This window comes from Algibacter lectus (genome assembly GCF_900112395.1).
GTDB lineage: Bacteria > Bacteroidota > Bacteroidia > Flavobacteriales > Flavobacteriaceae > Algibacter > Algibacter lectus.
Window position 1 is genome coordinate 89,573 of sequence record NZ_FOLN01000003.1, and the last position, 15,683, is coordinate 105,255.

The window sequence follows — 15,683 nt, forward strand, 5'->3', positions numbered from 1 at the left end:
GTAACCAAGTATTTAATTGAACGTTTTAGCTTCTTCTACTAATAACTCATTTTTATCTTCCAATGCTTTTTCAATAAAGCTATTAACATCATCATTTTTGGTTTGTCCGTTTTCTACTAAAACTTTCAAAATAAGGGCCACAGCAATTCGAGTTCCTACTTTCTTAACAGCAGTGTTAAAAAGTGGTTCAACCTCATCGTAAGTCACGTCTTTGGCTAGTTCTAAAATTTCAGTTCTAACTTTTAGGCGTTTTTCTTCAGGTAAATTGGTATACTTTTTACCTAATTTTTGAATCACATCAATTGCTTTTCTTTGCGACTGTTGTTGTGGCTTTTGCTTGTTAGTATTCGCATTTGTATTAGCTGCTGGTTGTGGTTTAACCTTAGCCCAAGAATCACGCAATCCAACGGTTTTATTAAATACTAATTTATCTGAAGACGAATCGTTATCCACATTAAAATAACCCAAACGTTGAAATTGGAACCTTTGCCCTACCTCAGCATCTTGTAAACTTGGCTCAACAAAAGCTTCAACCAATTTTAAAGAATCTGGATTTATAAACTCCATAAAGTCTTTGTCTTGATGACTATCTGGAGATTCATCTAAAAATAAACGATCGTATTCTCTAACTTCTGCTTTTACAGCATGTTTCATAGAAACCCAATGCAAGGTTCCTTTTACACGACGTTCCGTACCATCGCAATATGTACAATGTACTTCTGTAATATTACCGTTAGCATCCTTTAAAACCGATTCTGCTTTAATAATATAAGCGTTTTTCAATCGTACTTCTCCGCCTAATTTCAAACGGAAAAACTTATTACTCGCTTCTTCTTTAAAATCTTCTTTTTCTATATAAATTTCACGAGAAAATGGCACTTTTCTAAAACCAGCGGCATCATCTTCTTGATTATTCTCAGCTTCAAACCATTCCTCTTTATCTTCTGGATAGTTTGTAATTACCACTTTAATCGGGTCTAAAACCGCCATAACACGTGGTGCCGTTTTATTTAAATCTTCACGAATACAAAATTCTAAAAGCGATACATCTATCACGTTTTCACGTTTAGCAACACCTACAGTTTCAACAAATTTTCTAATAGCTGTTGGCGTATAACCTCTACGACGCAAACCAGAAATGGTTGGCATACGTGGATCGTCCCAACCGTTTACCACACCATCTTCTACCAATTTAAGCAACTTACGTTTACTCATTATGGTGTAACTTAGGTTTAAACGTGCAAATTCACGTTGTTTTGGTCGTAATTTGTCTTCTGTAACCACTTGGTCTAAAAACCAATCGTAAAGCTCTCTATGAGGTTTAAATTCTAGCGAACACAACGAGTGTGATACTTGCTCTAAGTAATCACTTTCACCATGCGTCCAATCGTACATTGGGTAAATACACCAATCGTTTGCCGTTCTATGATGATGCTTCTTTAGAATACGATACATAATCGGGTCACGCATTAACATATTTACATGTTGCATATCGATTTTAGCACGTAAAATATGTTCACCTTCATTAAATTCTCCCGCTTTCATACGTTCGAATAAATCGAGGTTTTCTTCAACGCTTCTATTTCTAAAAGGTCCATCAACACCTGGTTGTGTAGGCGTTCCTTTTTGTTCGGCCATAGCTTCGCTAGACTGCGAATCGATATAAGCCTTTCCTTCCTTTATAAAATATACAGCCCAATCGTAAAGCTGCTGGAAATAATCTGACGAGAATAATTCCTTATCCCATTTATAACCTAACCACGATACATCTTCCTTAATGGCATCTACATACTCCTGCTCTTCTTTAGCCGGGTTTGTATCATCAAAACGTAAGTTTACGGGTGCATTATATTTTTCACCTAAACCAAAACTAATACCTATAGCTTTAGTGTGGCCAATGTGTAAATACCCATTAGGCTCTGGCGGAAATCTAAAACGAAGATTTTCTTTTGGCATTCCATTTGCCAAATCTTCTTCTATAATTTGCTCTAAAAAATTGAGTGATTTTCTTTCTTCAGACATATTTAAATCAATAAGCTTCAAAATTACATAAATTCAAGTTATTTTTGACCTAATTCTACTTAAGAAGCGTAACAAATTTGGATTATTTGTAACTAATATTTTAAAAGCTATGCTATGAAAAATAATAATTACACTTGTCCTAAATGCGGAAATAGAGAATTTGAAACCGGTGAAATGCGCGCCACTGGTGGCCGATGGTCTAAAATATTTGATATACAGAACAAAAAATTTACTTCGGTAACGTGCAAACGTTGTACATATACCGAATTTTACAAAGCCAAAACGAGCGCCTTGAGTAACATTTTTGATTTATTTACAAACTAATGGGAATAATAAAAGTTGAAAACATTCGAGTATTTGCATACCACGGTTGTTTAAAAGAAGAAACAAAAATTGGTAGCGATTACCGCGTAGATTTAAAGGTTAAAGCTAATTTACAAGAATCTGCTAAAACAGATAAACTTAGTGATACTGTAGATTACGTATTTTTAAATCGTGTTATAAAAGAAGAAATGGATATTCCGTCTTATCTTTTAGAAACGGTAGCCAAGCGTATTTTAAATCGTATTTTTGAAGAAGATACCATGGTGAGCAAAGCAACAGTTTGGGTAAGTAAATTAAACCCTCCCATTGGTGGCGACGTGGCTCGAGTAACTATAAAAATGACCGAAAAGCATAAAAAGTAATTTAAAGTGTTGGAAATTGTAAAAATTTTTTAAATTTGCACCTCCAATAAGGTGTCGTGGCCGAGTGGCTAGGCTCAGCTCTGCAAAAGCTGCTACAGCGGTTCGAATCCGCTCGACACCTCAACAAAAAAGCTTCCTAAATTTTAGGAAGCTTTTTTTATATACCAATATTTATATAGCTCTAAAAGCCATTAGTATTCTTAAATATTAATTTATTGGATTAATTTGCTCAAACTTTTCTTTAAGTAATTCCTTTTCTTTAGGAAAGAAAGCCTGTGCCAAAAGCAACACTCCAAAACCTAAAATAACCAATGCAATTACTTTTTTAGTTTTGTAGATTAAGCGAGGTGTTAACTTATTTTTAAGCTTTTTAGCAACTACTATTTTTGCTAAATCGGTTATAAAATAAACAATTAAAATAGTGCTCAAAAATACAACTACACCATTTTTTGATGTGGTAAGCGAGTTTGCTAAAACAATAAAAGCAACCCAACCTAGCAACACTCCAATATTAATAAAATTGAGTAAAAAGCCTTTTAAAAATAACTTTCCATAGCCTTTTTTTATTTCAACTTTATGGTATTCGCGAACAATTTCTCTAAAAGATTTTGATGTTTTTATAAATGAAATTAAACCGTAAACCAATAAAAGTACACCACCAAAGATTAGAAAATTAGGATCGTCTTTTATTTTTTCAAGAAGTTTATTAGTACTAAAAAATGCTACCAATATAAAAAGTATATCGGCCAACATAACGCCACTATCAAATATTAAAGCACTCCTAAATCCTTTTGTAGCGCTAGTTTCTAGCAGTACAAAAAATACTGGACCAATGGTGAATGCTAAAATAATTCCGAAAGGAATAGCTCTTAAAATATCGTCGAACATAAATTTAATAGAGGTTTACACAAAGTAATGAAATATTTTATAAACCATTTTTTATTTATGCATCAAATTTAGAGATTGTTTTATCTAGTTAATTTTATACGCTAGCATAATACCACCTCGGTAAGGTAACCACTCCCCGCTTTTATTGTATTTAGTTGCAGGTTCTAGACGTTCACCAGTATCTACATGATAGCCTTTGTAATACCCTTGATGCCAACCACCACCTATAAAAACATCGAGCATCCATTTGCCTTTTAATTTCTTTTGAAAACCAATAGTAGATCCAACCATATACCCCAAACCTTGCTGATATTCGAAATCGCGGACTCTAAAGTTTTTAGCTATTTTAAAGGTTGTGCCCGCTACATGTGCACCAGCATAAATTCCGTGAAAACGTTTTTTGAAATGATATCTTAATTCCGAAGTGGCAATGCCAAATTTATAAGGTAAACCATCTATAGAATTCCAAAACGAAGCCATAACATCAAATTGATAACTAAACTTTTTACCAACCGTAGTTTCTATACCTATATGTGGAACAGCCAATAAAATGGTTGCTCCATTACCTTTTATGTATGTTTCTTTTTGTACTGTAATGGAATCTTCTTGGGCATATATTTGAAAACTTCCTATACATAGAATAATACTGAATGTATATAATTTAAAATTCATTTGGTTGGTTTTTAGTTGGTTAAACTTAATGATATCTATATCAGATATGTTACAAATTTAAGGTTTTTAACGGTATCCATTTTTTAAAAATAGGTTCTAAACTATAAAATGAAGCCTCTAAAATTTTTAATCTTGATATTTATTTTTCACGCATTCCTTCTTCCGAAGAAAATAAACACATTAGTTGGGTAATATTTACCCATGAATATTCTTTTTTATACACTTTTTACACAAAAAAAAATTGGTCTTTTTTTAAACAAAATAATTAAACACTTAATTATCAACTTATTACATATAATAATTCATTTAATTTCAGTTACGGCATATTTATTTCAATTAACTCATCGTAAAACAATTTACAATAATCATAAAACGAAAAAATCATGAAAAAATTAATTTTAGCAGTAGCAGTTGTAGCAAGTGGATTATCAACTTACGCATTAACAATAAACCCTATTCCATCTGAAATAACAACGATTTCTATCACGGAAGAATTTAAAGAAGTTGCTTTAGAAAATGTACCAACTGCAGTTACCGAGGCAGTAACTAAAAATTTCTCTACAGCTACTTTAAAAAAAGCTTATGTAAATAGTAGCGAGCAATATAAACTTGAACTTAGTATTGATGGTACAGACAATGTAGTTTATGTTGATAAGGATGGTAACTGGTTAAAATTGACAGATATCGAAATAACACCATCAACTGAACAATAATATTTTATAAATAATTAGTAAACATTTAAAAACAAAAAAATCATGAAAAAATTAATTTTAGCAGTAGCAATCGTAGCAAGTGGATTATCAACTTTCGCTTTAACAGTAAACCCTATTCAAACTGAAATCACAACGGTTTCTATCTCTGAAGAATTTAAAGAAATTGCTTTAGAAAGCTTACCAGCAGAAGTTACTGCAGCAGTAGCAAAAGATTTTTCTACAGCTACCATCAGCAAAGCTTATGTAAACAGTAGTGAGCAATACAAACTTGAAATTACTATGGACGGTACAGACAATGTTGTATATGCCGATAAAGATGGTAACTGGTTAAAAGCATCAGACGTTGAAGCTCCAGCTCAAGATACTGAAGAAACTATTGAAGAGTAATATTTTATAAATAATTAAGTAAACATTTAAAACATAAAAAATCATGAAAAAATTAATTTTAGCAGTAGCAATCGTAGCAAGTGGATTATCAACTTTCGCTTTAACAGTAAACCCTATTCAAACTGAAATCTCAACGGTTTCTATCACTGAAGATTTTAAAGAAGTTGCTTTAGAAAATGTACCAACTGCAGTAACTGATGCCGTAGCTAAAGATTTATCTACAGCAACTTTAAACAAAGCTTATGTAAACAGCAGCGAGCAATACAAACTTGAAATTACTATGGACGGTACAGACAATGTTGTATATGCCGATAAAGATGGTAACTGGTTACAAGCAAAAGATGTTGAGGCAACTCAAGAAACTATGGAATAGTGTTATATAACACCATTCTAAAAAAAAGACGTTTTGAAATAAAACGTCTTTTTTTGTGTTTATAAAATTTACCTATCCATTAAACTTAATACATTTGTAGAACAATACTTTTTTATGAAGCAAATCTTATTAATTGAAGATGATGTCTCTTTTTCTAAAATGCTAAAACATTTTTTAGAACGCCATCAATATGCAGTAACTTTAAGCTATAATATTAATAGCGCTTCTACCCTTTTAAAAAATCAAAAATACGATTTAGTTTTTACCGATTTAAGACTACCAGATGGTAGTGGTATTGATTTATTGAAGCAAATAAAAAAGGATAAAAACACTGTTCCTGTTGTTTTAATGACGGGTTATGCTGAAGTTTCTACCGCTGTACAAGCCATGAAACAAGGTGCTTTCGACTACATTTCTAAACCTTTTAATCCAGATGAAGTTTTAGAGGTTATTAATAATGCTTTAGAACAAAAAGCAACTACTAATAGTACACCAGAAAAAATAAATACAGATAAAAAAAATAGCACAAATACAGAGTTTGTTAAAGGTATTAGTGCCGCTTCTAAAACCTTAAATGAGTATATTAAATTAGTTGCTCCAACAGATTTATCGGTTTTAATTACTGGTGAAAGTGGTACAGGTAAAGAGGTTGTTGCAAAAACAATTCATTTAGAAAGTTTAAGAAAAGATAAACCATTTATCCCTGTAGATTGTGGGGCCATTCCAAAAGAGATCGCTTCGAGTGAATTTTTTGGACATAAAAAAGGTTCTTTTACCGGTGCAACAGAAGATAAAATAGGTCATTTTGAAGCCGCAAATGGTGGTACTTTATTTTTAGATGAAGTTGGAAATTTAACCTACGAAAATCAAATACAATTACTTCGTGCTTTACAAGAAAGAAAAGTTAAACCTGTAGGTAGCAATACTGAAATTAATGTTGATATTAGGTTGATAACTGCAACAAATGAAGATCTACTTAATGCTGTTGAAAAAGGGACTTTTCGTGAAGATTTATATCATAGATTGAATGAGTTCTCTATTAAAATACCTAATCTAAAAGAGAGAAACAACGACTTAATTCTTTATGCCGATTTCTTTTTAGAAAAAGCTAATAAGCAATTAAACAAATCGGTTATTGGTTTTTCTAAAAGCGTGCTTAATATATTTTTAGATTATGCTTGGCCTGGTAATTTAAGAGAATTATCTAATGTTATTAAACGCGCCACCTTGCTAACACAAACAGAACTTATTGATACCAATGTTTTACCAAGCGAGTTAACGCAATCTAAAGAAACGGCCCAGAGTAACGCTAGTTTTTCGACAAAAGAAAACGAAAAAACACTTATTATAAATGCTTTAAAAGAAGCAAATAATAATAAAACTAACGCTGCCAAATTATTGAATATTACTAGAAAAACACTTTACAATAAAATCAAGGAATACGATATTAATTAATGTAATCTTCTAAAGTTTTAATAAACTTTTCTAACTCTTTTTTAAAAGCTATAAAATCGTTATTTTCTATAGTTTTACTCAATTCGAAGGTTTCCAAAAAAGGAATAACTGCTTCAACATTTAACTGTTTAAACATAGTAAGCATTTTATGGCTTAAGCTATTAATGGTGTTAATATCATTAGTGTTTTTAGCAACAGTTAATAACTCATCATTCTTCTTAGTATCGTCTAAAAACGTTTTTAATATCCCTTTAACCGCATCGGTATCATTATTAAAAAAAGTACTTAAGGACACAATATTAAATCCTTCTGGTTCTATAGGTTCTTCATTAATATTTTTTTCTTTAATATAAGTACCTTCACTACTAAAAAACGATTCTAAAACATGTTGAATTTTACTAGAATTAAATGGTTTTATGATCACTTCGGAAAAACCATTATTTAAATAATCTTTAGTAGACATTTTTGCACGACCCGTCATCGCAATTATAGGTTGATTTTTATAAGAAGTATCTGTTTTAATAATTTCCATAAATTGAATACCATTCATTTTTGGCAGCTGGATATCTGTTAAAACAAAATCGAAATCTATCTGTTTTATTTCATCTAAAGCATTTTTTGCATTTCCAAATACATAAGCTTGTATACCGTATTGTTTTAAAACATCGTGAATAAATTGCTGCATAGAGGCATCATCTTCCACAACTATGGCTTTTAAATTAAAAATAGGTTTTACTAATACCTCTGTAGATGTGTTATTCGCATTTAAAGGCTTATTAGAACGCTTTACAGGTATTTTTAAAGTAAATATACTGCCTTTGTTTAATTCGCTCTCTAAAGTTAAATCTCCGCCTAAAATTTCAACTAATTTTTTAGAAATGGTTAAACCTAATCCAAACCCTTTATCATTACTATTTTGATTATTATCTGCCTGAGCAAATTCTTTAAAAATATGTTCTTTTTGATTATCATTAATTCCAACTCCAGTATCGCTCACTTTAATTTCTAATACATCTTCTTTTAATAAACTCGATACGGTAATACTACCTTCATTTGTGAATTTATACGCATTGATAACCAAATTAAACAACACTTGCTTTAATCGAAATGGGTCTGTAATAATGAGATTTTCTATAGATTGATCATGCTCCAAAATAAATTCAACAGGCTTATTTTTAATGCTATTTTTTACATGTTGAACAATTTCTTCTATATGATTTTCTAAATTGAATGGTATAGATTCTATGGTGATATTTCCGTTTTCTAATTTCGAAAATTCTAAAAGATCGTCCACTAGTTTTCCCATATAATTAGAAGCACTAGAAATATGTTCTATATAATTTTTATCTTTTTTTTCTAGAACCGATTGTTGTAATAATTCGCTAAACCCAGTAATAGTACTTAAAGGGGTTCGTAAATCGTGACTTACCATAGAAATTAATTGCTCTCTACTTTTTAAAAGTGACGATGTGGTTTCATTAGCTTCTTCGAGTTGTTTTCGGTAACGCTGTGTTTTTCTAAACTCGTTTAAAATGATAATCGAAAAAATAATAATTACAATAAAACTTATAGCTGCAGATGCTAAAATTATATTTTTACTACGATTAATTGTTAACTCTCTTTGTTGATTAATAACACTGCTATAGTCTACAATATCGCGCTCTAAGGCACTTAATAATTGTTGTAATTTTCTAAAAATTATTAAATCGTTTTGAATAAGTTCACTTTCTTTTTTCTGTAAAAATACCCGCTGATTATTCGATTTAACCTGCACATCTTTCAGCATACTTTTAGAAATGGACAGCAACGAATCGATCTCTACTTGGTCGGTTTGTTTTATAGAATCTCTAGGATTATATTTATTAAGTATTTTAACATACTCTTCAAAATTCGAACGCGTTTTTTTATCTAAAGCATCAGGATTTTTAACTAAATCGTTTATGGAAACCTTGCCTAAATGAGAGTCTATAGAGGTAAGTTTATTAATAGCTTTGTTTATAGATTCATCTGCATTATCGCGGGTTTTCAATTCTTTTAACTCCTTGATATTTTCAAACTTTTGGTTTACATAAACTTTAATACTATCTAAAATATGTTGTTGACTATCACTGTTAATAAGTGATCTAAGTGAATCTATTTTTAAAAGAAGTTGTTCGTTTTCAAAAACATACTCATCAAATTTTTCTGAAGATTTTAACTGAATTGCAGCTCTGGCTAAACTTTCATTTTCGTAAATATCGGCAATTAAACTTCCTGCTCTAATAATTTTACTTCTATCGGTAATATCTTCTTTCTGTAAACTTGTAAACGTTTTTATTTCATGAAAAATTAAAAACCCCGAAACGGTAGCTAAACTAGCAAGTATTATATAGCCAATTATAACTTTAAAAGTAATAGCGCGTCTAGCATATTTCATAAAAATACATGTTGTGTTAACTCTAAAAATAAATGATAATATACAACTAAGCAACTAGCATAAAAAAATAAAATTCATGCAGTTAGAATTTTAACCACATGAATTTTATACTATTTAAAAAAAAGAAATTATCTTAATCTACATATTTCACACGTCCGCCAAATGCTTTATTTTCGGTAACATTCTTTGGTTTTCCGTGTATATACACATCACCACCAGCTCTAATATTTACATCCACCTCGTCGGTAGCTGTTACGTGAGCTTCTCCTGCAGCTTTAATAGCCACATCGGTTTTGGTTGTTTTTAAATTTTCACCATTGTAAATACCACCTGTGTACAATGATATTTTTTGACTTGTAGATGTACCAGTCGCTTCTACTATACCGCCAGAATTAGCTTTAATATTCGCGTAACTCACTTTTAAAGGTATCTTGATAGATGCACCCTCTTGCGCTCTTAAATCGATCTCGAATTGCTCGATGGTATCGTTAGAAAACACTTTAGATCCTTCGTTAACATCAATAACATCTAAAGCTGTATAATGCAGTTTAATTTTAATGTTGTTGCCATCAAAAATTTCGTTTAAACTCATTTTTATTTTAAGTAACCCGTTTTTATTAACAATTACAACATCTTCAGCATTTCTACCGGTAATTTCAACCTTGTTAACATTATCTTTTACCAGCTCTACCTCTATTAAATCGTAAACTTTCAAGGTTTTAAATTCTCCAATTTCCTTATCTATTTCGTTATTTGCAAATAAGGTTGTCGTGATACATAGTACTAAAATTTTAACTAATGTTTTCATCTGTATATTTTATTTTTTTAATTTCAATGATATAATGAAATGTAAAATTATCAATAATTATTCCGAAGTGTAAAACTTTAGCAAAACATTATCATTAGGCAAGTTAAGCAATAACTAAACCACCATAACTGCTGTACCGGTAATAGAGACTATAATAATACCCGAATTTGGCATCGTTTCTATATCTAACGCAATACCAACAACGGCATTTGCGCCTAATTTGTTAGCATTAGCATGCAGTTTTTGAAAAGCTGCTTCCTTTACTTCATTGATTTTATTCTCGTAATTTTCGTAATATTTTTCCATATTAAACGAAATTGTAGTTTTTGGCATATTAACATCTACGCCACTTACAACACCTAAATAGTTTTTAATGCTGTGTCCTTCAATAGTGTTTGTTGTTGTTAAAATCATGTCTTTATCGTTTTGTTTATAAGTATAAAAAACCGCAATAAAGTTACAGTTATTTACTATTTTTTGAAAATATGTGTTAAAAACAAGCTTTAGTATTTTTAATTGAAATAAAATGTTAAAAAAGAATTAAATCGAATAAAAAATGTATCTTTTTTAACCTTCGCCAGTCTACTTAGTGAATAATAAAATTTAAATGCTATGAATAATTGTAAATGCACAAACTGTAGTTGTACTAATTGCAACTGTACAAATTGTTTAGAAAGTAAATGCCTTTGCGAAAAATGCGAATGCGATACATGTAACTGTTGTTAAACCCAATATAAGGTTAGTTTTAAAACTAACCTTTTTTTATTTTTGAATATGGAAACCCAAAACATATGGAATACTTTCAACGACGAACTTTATTTTTTTATACTTAAACGTGTAAAAAATAAAAACGATACCAATGATATTTTCCAAAATACCTTTTTAAAAATTCATAAAAATCTAGATAAACTTAAAAATGAAGAAAAAGTAAAAGCTTGGATTTTTCAGATTGCTAGAAATGAAATTACAAACCACTTTAATAAAGAGGCTCTTTATGCAGGTGAAGAAGTAAATACTAACAAAGAAATTTCTCAAGATATTAATGAAGACGTATGTTGTTTTGACCGTTTTATAACCGATTTACCAAAAATTTATCAGGATGTTATTGAACTAGTTTACATTAAAGGCTTAAAACAAAAAGAAGTAGCGAGTACTCTAGATATAAGCCTAGAAAATGTAAAAGCTAGAATAAAAAGATCTAAGGAAATTTTAAAAACAAATTTTAAGGCCTGTTGTAAATACGAATTGGATAAAAAAGGAAACTTAATTGGTGAGCCCGATTGTACCATTTGTAATCCTTGTTAATAACTTCTCGAAACCTTTAAAAATTAAGACAAATCGAAGCTTTTTTACAAGAAATAAGTATGATTATGTGATTTTTTCTAGCCTCAAAATAACAAGAAAAATGTGGTGAAATATTTAGTTATACCTCTTTAAAATTTCATCCAAATACTTATAAAATGTTGATAGTCATGTCGACGTATGCAGACATCACTTAACGAAAAGTTTTTTTGAAGCAATGATAAAAAAGGACAAAAAAAACCATTCAATTAACCAAAAACGCAATAAATATGTGCGTTAGGGATTGAACGGTTTGTTTGAAATCCTTTTTGTTTTTTCTTTCAAAAACAAAAAGATTGAGTAGTGAAAGCCCGACTCTAACTGCGCCTTAAAAGCGCGGTTAGAGTAATGCACAACTTATTTTATTCTTGATTTTCTGGCTTACCTATTAAATGAAAATCTAAGTGTTTTTTAACTAAATCTGCATTTTTAACGCTCACAATAATCTCTTCTCCAAGCTGGTAAGAAATTTTATTTTTGCTACCAACCATACTGTAAGTATCTTGATCGAAGGCGTAATGATCGTCTTTCATGTCACGAACACTTACCATACCTTCACATTTATTAGAAATAATTTCTACATAAATTCCCCAATCGGTTACTCCAGAAATAACACCAACAAATTCTTCATCTTGATGATCTTGCATGAATTTAATTTGCATGTATTTTATAGAATCGCGCTCGGCTCTAGTTGCCAAACCTTCCATGTTGCTGGAATGCTGACATTTTTCTTCGTAAACATCTTGATTTGCCGATTTTCCTCCGTCTAAATACAACTGCAATAATCTATGCGCCATAACATCTGGATATCGACGAATTGGCGATGTAAAGTGACTGTAATAATCGAAAGCTAAACCGTAATGCCCAATATTTTTGGTAGTATATTCGGCTTTACTCATGGTTCTAATCGTTAAAGTATCGACCAGGTTTTGTTCTTTTTTACCGTTAACATCTTTAAGTAAATTATTAAGCGATGCTGATACAGATTTACGATCTTTAAAATCTAATTTGTAACCAAATTTAGACACAACATTCTGTAAATTATCTAGTTTGCTATCGTCTGGCTCATCGTGCGTACGGTAAACAAAGGTCTTTTTAGGATCTTTTTTACCAACAAATTCCGATACTTTTCGGTTTGCTAATAACATAAATTCTTCAATTAATTTATTAGCGTCTTTACTGGTTTTAAAGAAGACTCCTACTGGGTTTGCATTTTCGTCTAAGTCAAATTTTACTTCTACCTTATCAAAAGAAATAGCTCCAGACGTCATACGTTTACCACGCATTAATTTTGCTAAATCGTCCATTTTTAAAATGGCATCGGCAACTTTTTGATCGGCTTTGTAAGCTTCTCCTGTTAACGAAACTTCTTTAGGAATGTTATTTGTGTTGCTTTCAATAATGGCTTGCGCCTCTTCGTAAGCAAAACGTGCATCACTATACGTTACCGTACGGCCATACCATTCGTTTTTAATTTCACATTTATCATTCATTTGAAACACTGCAGAGAATGTTAATTTCTCTTCGTGTGGACGCAGCGAACAAGCGTTATTCGATAAAACCTCTGGAAGCATAGGAACTACCCTATCTACTAAATAAACCGATGTAGCGCGCTCGTAAGCCTCATCGTCTAAAATGGTACCTTCTTGTAAATAATGTGAAACATCGGCAATATGAATTCCTATTTCGTATAAACCGTTGTCTAACACCTCAAAAGATAAGGCATCATCGAAATCTTTGGCATCTTTTGGATCTATGGTAAAAGTTAAATCTTTACGCATATCTCGACGCTTAGAAATCTCTTCTTCAGTTATTGTAGTATCAATATTGTTCGCAAACTCTTCTACTTCATGAGGAAATTCCATTGGCAACCCGTACTCTGCTAAAATAGCATGAATTTCGGTATTATGTTCGCCTGGTTTACCTAGTACTTTTAAAACTTTTCCATTTGGAGAATCGGATTTTTCTGGCCAATCTTCTAGAGAAACCAGTACTTTATCACCATCTTCAGCTTTATTAATTTTATTTATTGGTACAAAAATATCTTTGTACATTTTATTGCTATCACATACTACAAAAGCAAAATTCTTTTTTTCGTGAATTTGAATTACACCAACATATTCGCTTTTAGCACGTTTAATAATGTTAGTAATTTCACCTTCCATTTTACCACGAACTCTACGTTTGTAAGCGTAAAATTCTACTTCGTCACCATTTAAAGCTTTATTAATATTGTTTGAGGCAATAAATACATCGTCTTCAAAATCGTCGCAAATAATATAGCCATTTCCTTTGGCTGCTAAATCTAAAATTCCGGTGTGGTATTCCGCATTTATAACGGCTTTAAACTTACCACGCTCTACTTCTTCAATTTCTTTTTTACCTTGTAAATCGCGAAGTTTCTTTATAATTTGATTTCGGCTACTCGCATCGTTAACACCAATTTTTGCTGCTATTTGCTTGTAGTTAAAAGTTTGGTTTCTTTCTTTTTTTAATATACTTAAGATTGTATTTGATAGGTTGGAAATCCCTTTACTTTTGGATTTTCCTTTTTTCTTTCTTGTCATTTAATTTGTAATCATTTTGATTTCCTAAGATAATGGAAATTCTGTTATCTAATAGCGTAATTTTAGGAGAAGATGCGCTATTTATTTTATACAAAGCTACAATTTATATATTAAATGATATTTTCTAAAGGTTAAATTAATGAAAACTAAGTGCTTTAGAACGTTTTTTAGCTTATCAACAAATAGTTTAATTATAACTATATTTTTTAAAGTAAATAGAATTAATAATTTAAAAAGATATTTATAAAAAGTAAAATATAGCGTTTTCCCTATTTTAAGTAAAAACTCAATTTTCCTTAAATTTTAGAGTTATCCACATATATATATATATAATCAGTTTTTCTTTTAAATTTAAAAAAAATAATAGTGCTTATTATAGCTTGTGAATAGCGGTATAACTTTTACAAGCTTTATTTTGATTTGTATTTTATTGAATGTTGTTGATAACAAATGAACAGCTTTAAACACTCTAACTCATTTAATTTAAAGCTTTTTAAAAATGCTATTAACAATTGTTAATAAACCATATTAACAACAATTTTTAATAACTCTCGATATTAACAATTCTAAAAACTACCATTTTTAATGCTAATAACTTAACCAAAAATTTACGCTAACTTATTTGCATGTTACCTAAATGTTATGGATTGTAAAAATTATTGGATATTCAATGATTTTCTTTTACAAACTAATCAACACTTATTAACAAGTAATGAATACAGTAATACACATTAGTATTACAATTGTTAATAACCCTAGCACTTTTTAAGCTTAGTATTTACAAGGTATTGATTTGTAAAGTATTAATAGCTTTTAACGTAAATTTAGCACGTATACCTATAGTTAGCACATTGCAAATATATAATAGCAGTACATTATTTAGTACCTTTGTTTAAGTTTACTTTAATATATATATAATGACAATCTCCATAGGAAACGATCACGCAGGAACTGAGTATAAATTTGCTATTATTAAGCATTTAGAAGCAAAAGGAATCACTATTATTAACCACGGTACAGATGTTAACGATAGTGTGGATTATGCAGATTTTGTACATCCAGTTGCAGACGATGTTGAAAACGAGAAATCTACTTTTGGTATTTTAATTTGTGGTAGTGCTAATGGTGTAGCTATGACGGCTAATAAACATCAAAAAATTAGAGCAGGATTATGCTGGAATAAAGAAATTGTACATTTAATACGTAGCCATAATAATGCTAATATTTTATGTATTCCAGCGCGTTTTACTGCTGTACAGCAAGTTATAGAAATGGTAGATGTATTTTTAAATACAGAATTTGAAGGCGGACGTCACCAAAACCGTATAGATAAAATACCTTTATCTTGTTAATAA

15 protein-coding genes and 1 tRNA gene are annotated in these 15,683 nt (G+C 30.4%); 9 read left to right on the forward strand and 7 right to left on the reverse strand.

The genetic code is table 11. The features are described from left to right. Positions 1-12: 12 nt before the first annotated feature. Positions 13-2,022: a glutamine--tRNA ligase/YqeY domain fusion protein gene (locus BM246_RS06205; protein ID WP_074936560.1), complete on the reverse strand. Its 2,010-nt coding sequence runs from the start codon at positions 2,020-2,022 to the stop codon at positions 13-15. A 114-nt stretch (positions 2,023-2,136) separates the two neighbouring features. Between BM246_RS06205 and BM246_RS06210 the strand changes: the two genes are divergently transcribed. From BM246_RS06210 to BM246_RS06220, 3 genes are all read left to right on the forward strand, one after another. Next, positions 2,137-2,346, forward strand: coding sequence for a zinc ribbon domain-containing protein (locus BM246_RS06210; protein ID WP_074936562.1), 210 nt, complete (start codon positions 2,137-2,139; stop codon positions 2,344-2,346). Beyond that, the gene (gene folB, locus BM246_RS06215; RefSeq protein ID WP_042496298.1) at positions 2,346-2,708 is read left to right on the forward strand and encodes a dihydroneopterin aldolase; all 363 of its coding nucleotides are present in this window, start codon (positions 2,346-2,348) and stop codon (positions 2,706-2,708) included. The genes BM246_RS06210 and folB overlap by 1 nt, the downstream gene beginning before the upstream one ends. Positions 2,709-2,758: 50 nt before the next feature. Then, positions 2,759-2,829: transfer RNA gene (locus BM246_RS06220), tRNA-Cys, on the forward strand. An 86-nt stretch (positions 2,830-2,915) separates the two neighbouring features. Here BM246_RS06220 and BM246_RS06225 read toward each other — a convergent pair. Both BM246_RS06225 and BM246_RS06230 read right to left on the reverse strand, forming a co-directional pair. Continuing rightward, a complete protein-coding gene (locus BM246_RS06225; protein ID WP_042496295.1) occupies positions 2,916-3,596 on the reverse strand; it encodes a LysE family translocator in 681 nt (226 codons plus the stop codon). Between the two features lie 84 nt (positions 3,597-3,680). Beyond that, positions 3,681-4,268 carry a DUF3575 domain-containing protein gene (locus BM246_RS06230; protein WP_081959133.1) on the reverse strand — a complete coding sequence of 196 codons (588 nt, stop codon included), beginning with the start codon at positions 4,266-4,268 and terminating at the stop codon, positions 3,681-3,683. 383 nt (positions 4,269-4,651) lie between these two features. Here BM246_RS06230 and BM246_RS06235 point away from each other — a divergent pair, with 383 nt between their 5' ends. The 4 genes from BM246_RS06235 (at position 4,652) to BM246_RS06250 (ending at position 7,196) form a co-directional block, all read left to right on the forward strand. Continuing rightward, a complete protein-coding gene (locus tag BM246_RS06235; RefSeq protein WP_042504170.1) occupies positions 4,652-4,981 on the forward strand; it encodes a hypothetical protein in 330 nt (109 codons plus the stop codon). A gap of 42 nt (positions 4,982-5,023) precedes the next feature. After that, positions 5,024-5,368 (forward strand): hypothetical protein, encoded by a 345-nt coding sequence (locus tag BM246_RS06240; RefSeq protein ID WP_042496291.1) that lies wholly within the window; start codon positions 5,024-5,026, stop codon positions 5,366-5,368. A gap of 43 nt (positions 5,369-5,411) precedes the next feature. Further along, positions 5,412-5,741 carry a hypothetical protein gene (locus BM246_RS06245; protein WP_042496289.1) on the forward strand — a complete coding sequence of 110 codons (330 nt, stop codon included), beginning with the start codon at positions 5,412-5,414 and terminating at the stop codon, positions 5,739-5,741. Positions 5,742-5,855: 114 nt separating this feature from the next. Then, entirely contained in the window at positions 5,856-7,196 is a 1,341-nt protein-coding gene (locus BM246_RS06250) for a sigma-54-dependent transcriptional regulator (RefSeq protein WP_042504172.1), read from the forward strand. Here BM246_RS06250 and BM246_RS06255 read toward each other — a convergent pair. From BM246_RS06255 to BM246_RS06265, 3 genes are all read right to left on the reverse strand, one after another. Continuing rightward, the gene (locus BM246_RS06255; RefSeq protein WP_074936564.1) at positions 7,189-9,612 is read right to left on the reverse strand and encodes a hybrid sensor histidine kinase/response regulator; all 2,424 of its coding nucleotides are present in this window, start codon (positions 9,610-9,612) and stop codon (positions 7,189-7,191) included. The genes BM246_RS06250 and BM246_RS06255 overlap by 8 nt on opposite strands. Before the next feature lie 133 nt (positions 9,613-9,745). After that, positions 9,746-10,420 (reverse strand): head GIN domain-containing protein, encoded by a 675-nt coding sequence (locus tag BM246_RS06260; protein ID WP_074936566.1) that lies wholly within the window; start codon positions 10,418-10,420, stop codon positions 9,746-9,748. A 114-nt stretch (positions 10,421-10,534) separates the two neighbouring features. Next, on the reverse strand, positions 10,535-10,834 hold the full coding sequence (locus tag BM246_RS06265) for a heavy metal-binding domain-containing protein (RefSeq protein ID WP_042496281.1): 300 nt from the start codon (positions 10,832-10,834) through the stop codon (positions 10,535-10,537). Positions 10,835-11,194: 360 nt separating this feature from the next. Here BM246_RS06265 and BM246_RS06270 point away from each other — a divergent pair, with 360 nt between their 5' ends. After that, on the forward strand, positions 11,195-11,725 hold the full coding sequence (locus tag BM246_RS06270) for a sigma-70 family RNA polymerase sigma factor (RefSeq protein WP_042496279.1): 531 nt from the start codon (positions 11,195-11,197) through the stop codon (positions 11,723-11,725). A gap of 398 nt (positions 11,726-12,123) precedes the next feature. Here BM246_RS06270 and rnr read toward each other — a convergent pair whose 3' ends face one another. Continuing rightward, on the reverse strand, positions 12,124-14,328 hold the full coding sequence (rnr, locus tag BM246_RS06275; RefSeq protein ID WP_074936568.1) for a ribonuclease R: 2,205 nt from the start codon (positions 14,326-14,328) through the stop codon (positions 12,124-12,126). A gap of 917 nt (positions 14,329-15,245) precedes the next feature. Between rnr and BM246_RS06280 the strand changes: the two genes are divergently transcribed. Then, on the forward strand, positions 15,246-15,680 hold the full coding sequence (locus tag BM246_RS06280; RefSeq protein ID WP_042496276.1) for an RpiB/LacA/LacB family sugar-phosphate isomerase: 435 nt from the start codon (positions 15,246-15,248) through the stop codon (positions 15,678-15,680). The last annotated feature ends 3 nt before the right edge of the window (positions 15,681-15,683 follow it).

Coding starts and splice junctions, on each gene's coding strand:
- BM246_RS06205 (WP_074936560.1), bottom strand. CDS start 2,022: ATGTCTGAAGAAAGAAAATCACTCAATTTTTTAGAGCAAATTATAGAA.
- BM246_RS06210 (WP_074936562.1), top strand. CDS start 2,137: ATGAAAAATAATAATTACACTTGTCCTAAATGCGGAAATAGAGAATTT.
- folB (WP_042496298.1), top strand. CDS start 2,346: ATGGGAATAATAAAAGTTGAAAACATTCGAGTATTTGCATACCACGGT.
- BM246_RS06225 (WP_042496295.1), bottom strand. CDS start 3,596: ATGTTCGACGATATTTTAAGAGCTATTCCTTTCGGAATTATTTTAGCA.
- BM246_RS06230 (WP_081959133.1), bottom strand. CDS start 4,268: ATGAATTTTAAATTATATACATTCAGTATTATTCTATGTATAGGAAGT.
- BM246_RS06235 (WP_042504170.1), top strand. CDS start 4,652: ATGAAAAAATTAATTTTAGCAGTAGCAGTTGTAGCAAGTGGATTATCA.
- BM246_RS06240 (WP_042496291.1), top strand. CDS start 5,024: ATGAAAAAATTAATTTTAGCAGTAGCAATCGTAGCAAGTGGATTATCA.
- BM246_RS06245 (WP_042496289.1), top strand. CDS start 5,412: ATGAAAAAATTAATTTTAGCAGTAGCAATCGTAGCAAGTGGATTATCA.
- BM246_RS06250 (WP_042504172.1), top strand. CDS start 5,856: ATGAAGCAAATCTTATTAATTGAAGATGATGTCTCTTTTTCTAAAATG.
- BM246_RS06255 (WP_074936564.1), bottom strand. CDS start 9,612: ATGAAATATGCTAGACGCGCTATTACTTTTAAAGTTATAATTGGCTAT.
- BM246_RS06260 (WP_074936566.1), bottom strand. CDS start 10,420: ATGAAAACATTAGTTAAAATTTTAGTACTATGTATCACGACAACCTTA.
- BM246_RS06265 (WP_042496281.1), bottom strand. CDS start 10,834: ATGATTTTAACAACAACAAACACTATTGAAGGACACAGCATTAAAAAC.
- BM246_RS06270 (WP_042496279.1), top strand. CDS start 11,195: ATGGAAACCCAAAACATATGGAATACTTTCAACGACGAACTTTATTTT.
- rnr (WP_074936568.1), bottom strand. CDS start 14,328: ATGACAAGAAAGAAAAAAGGAAAATCCAAAAGTAAAGGGATTTCCAAC.
- BM246_RS06280 (WP_042496276.1), top strand. CDS start 15,246: ATGACAATCTCCATAGGAAACGATCACGCAGGAACTGAGTATAAATTT.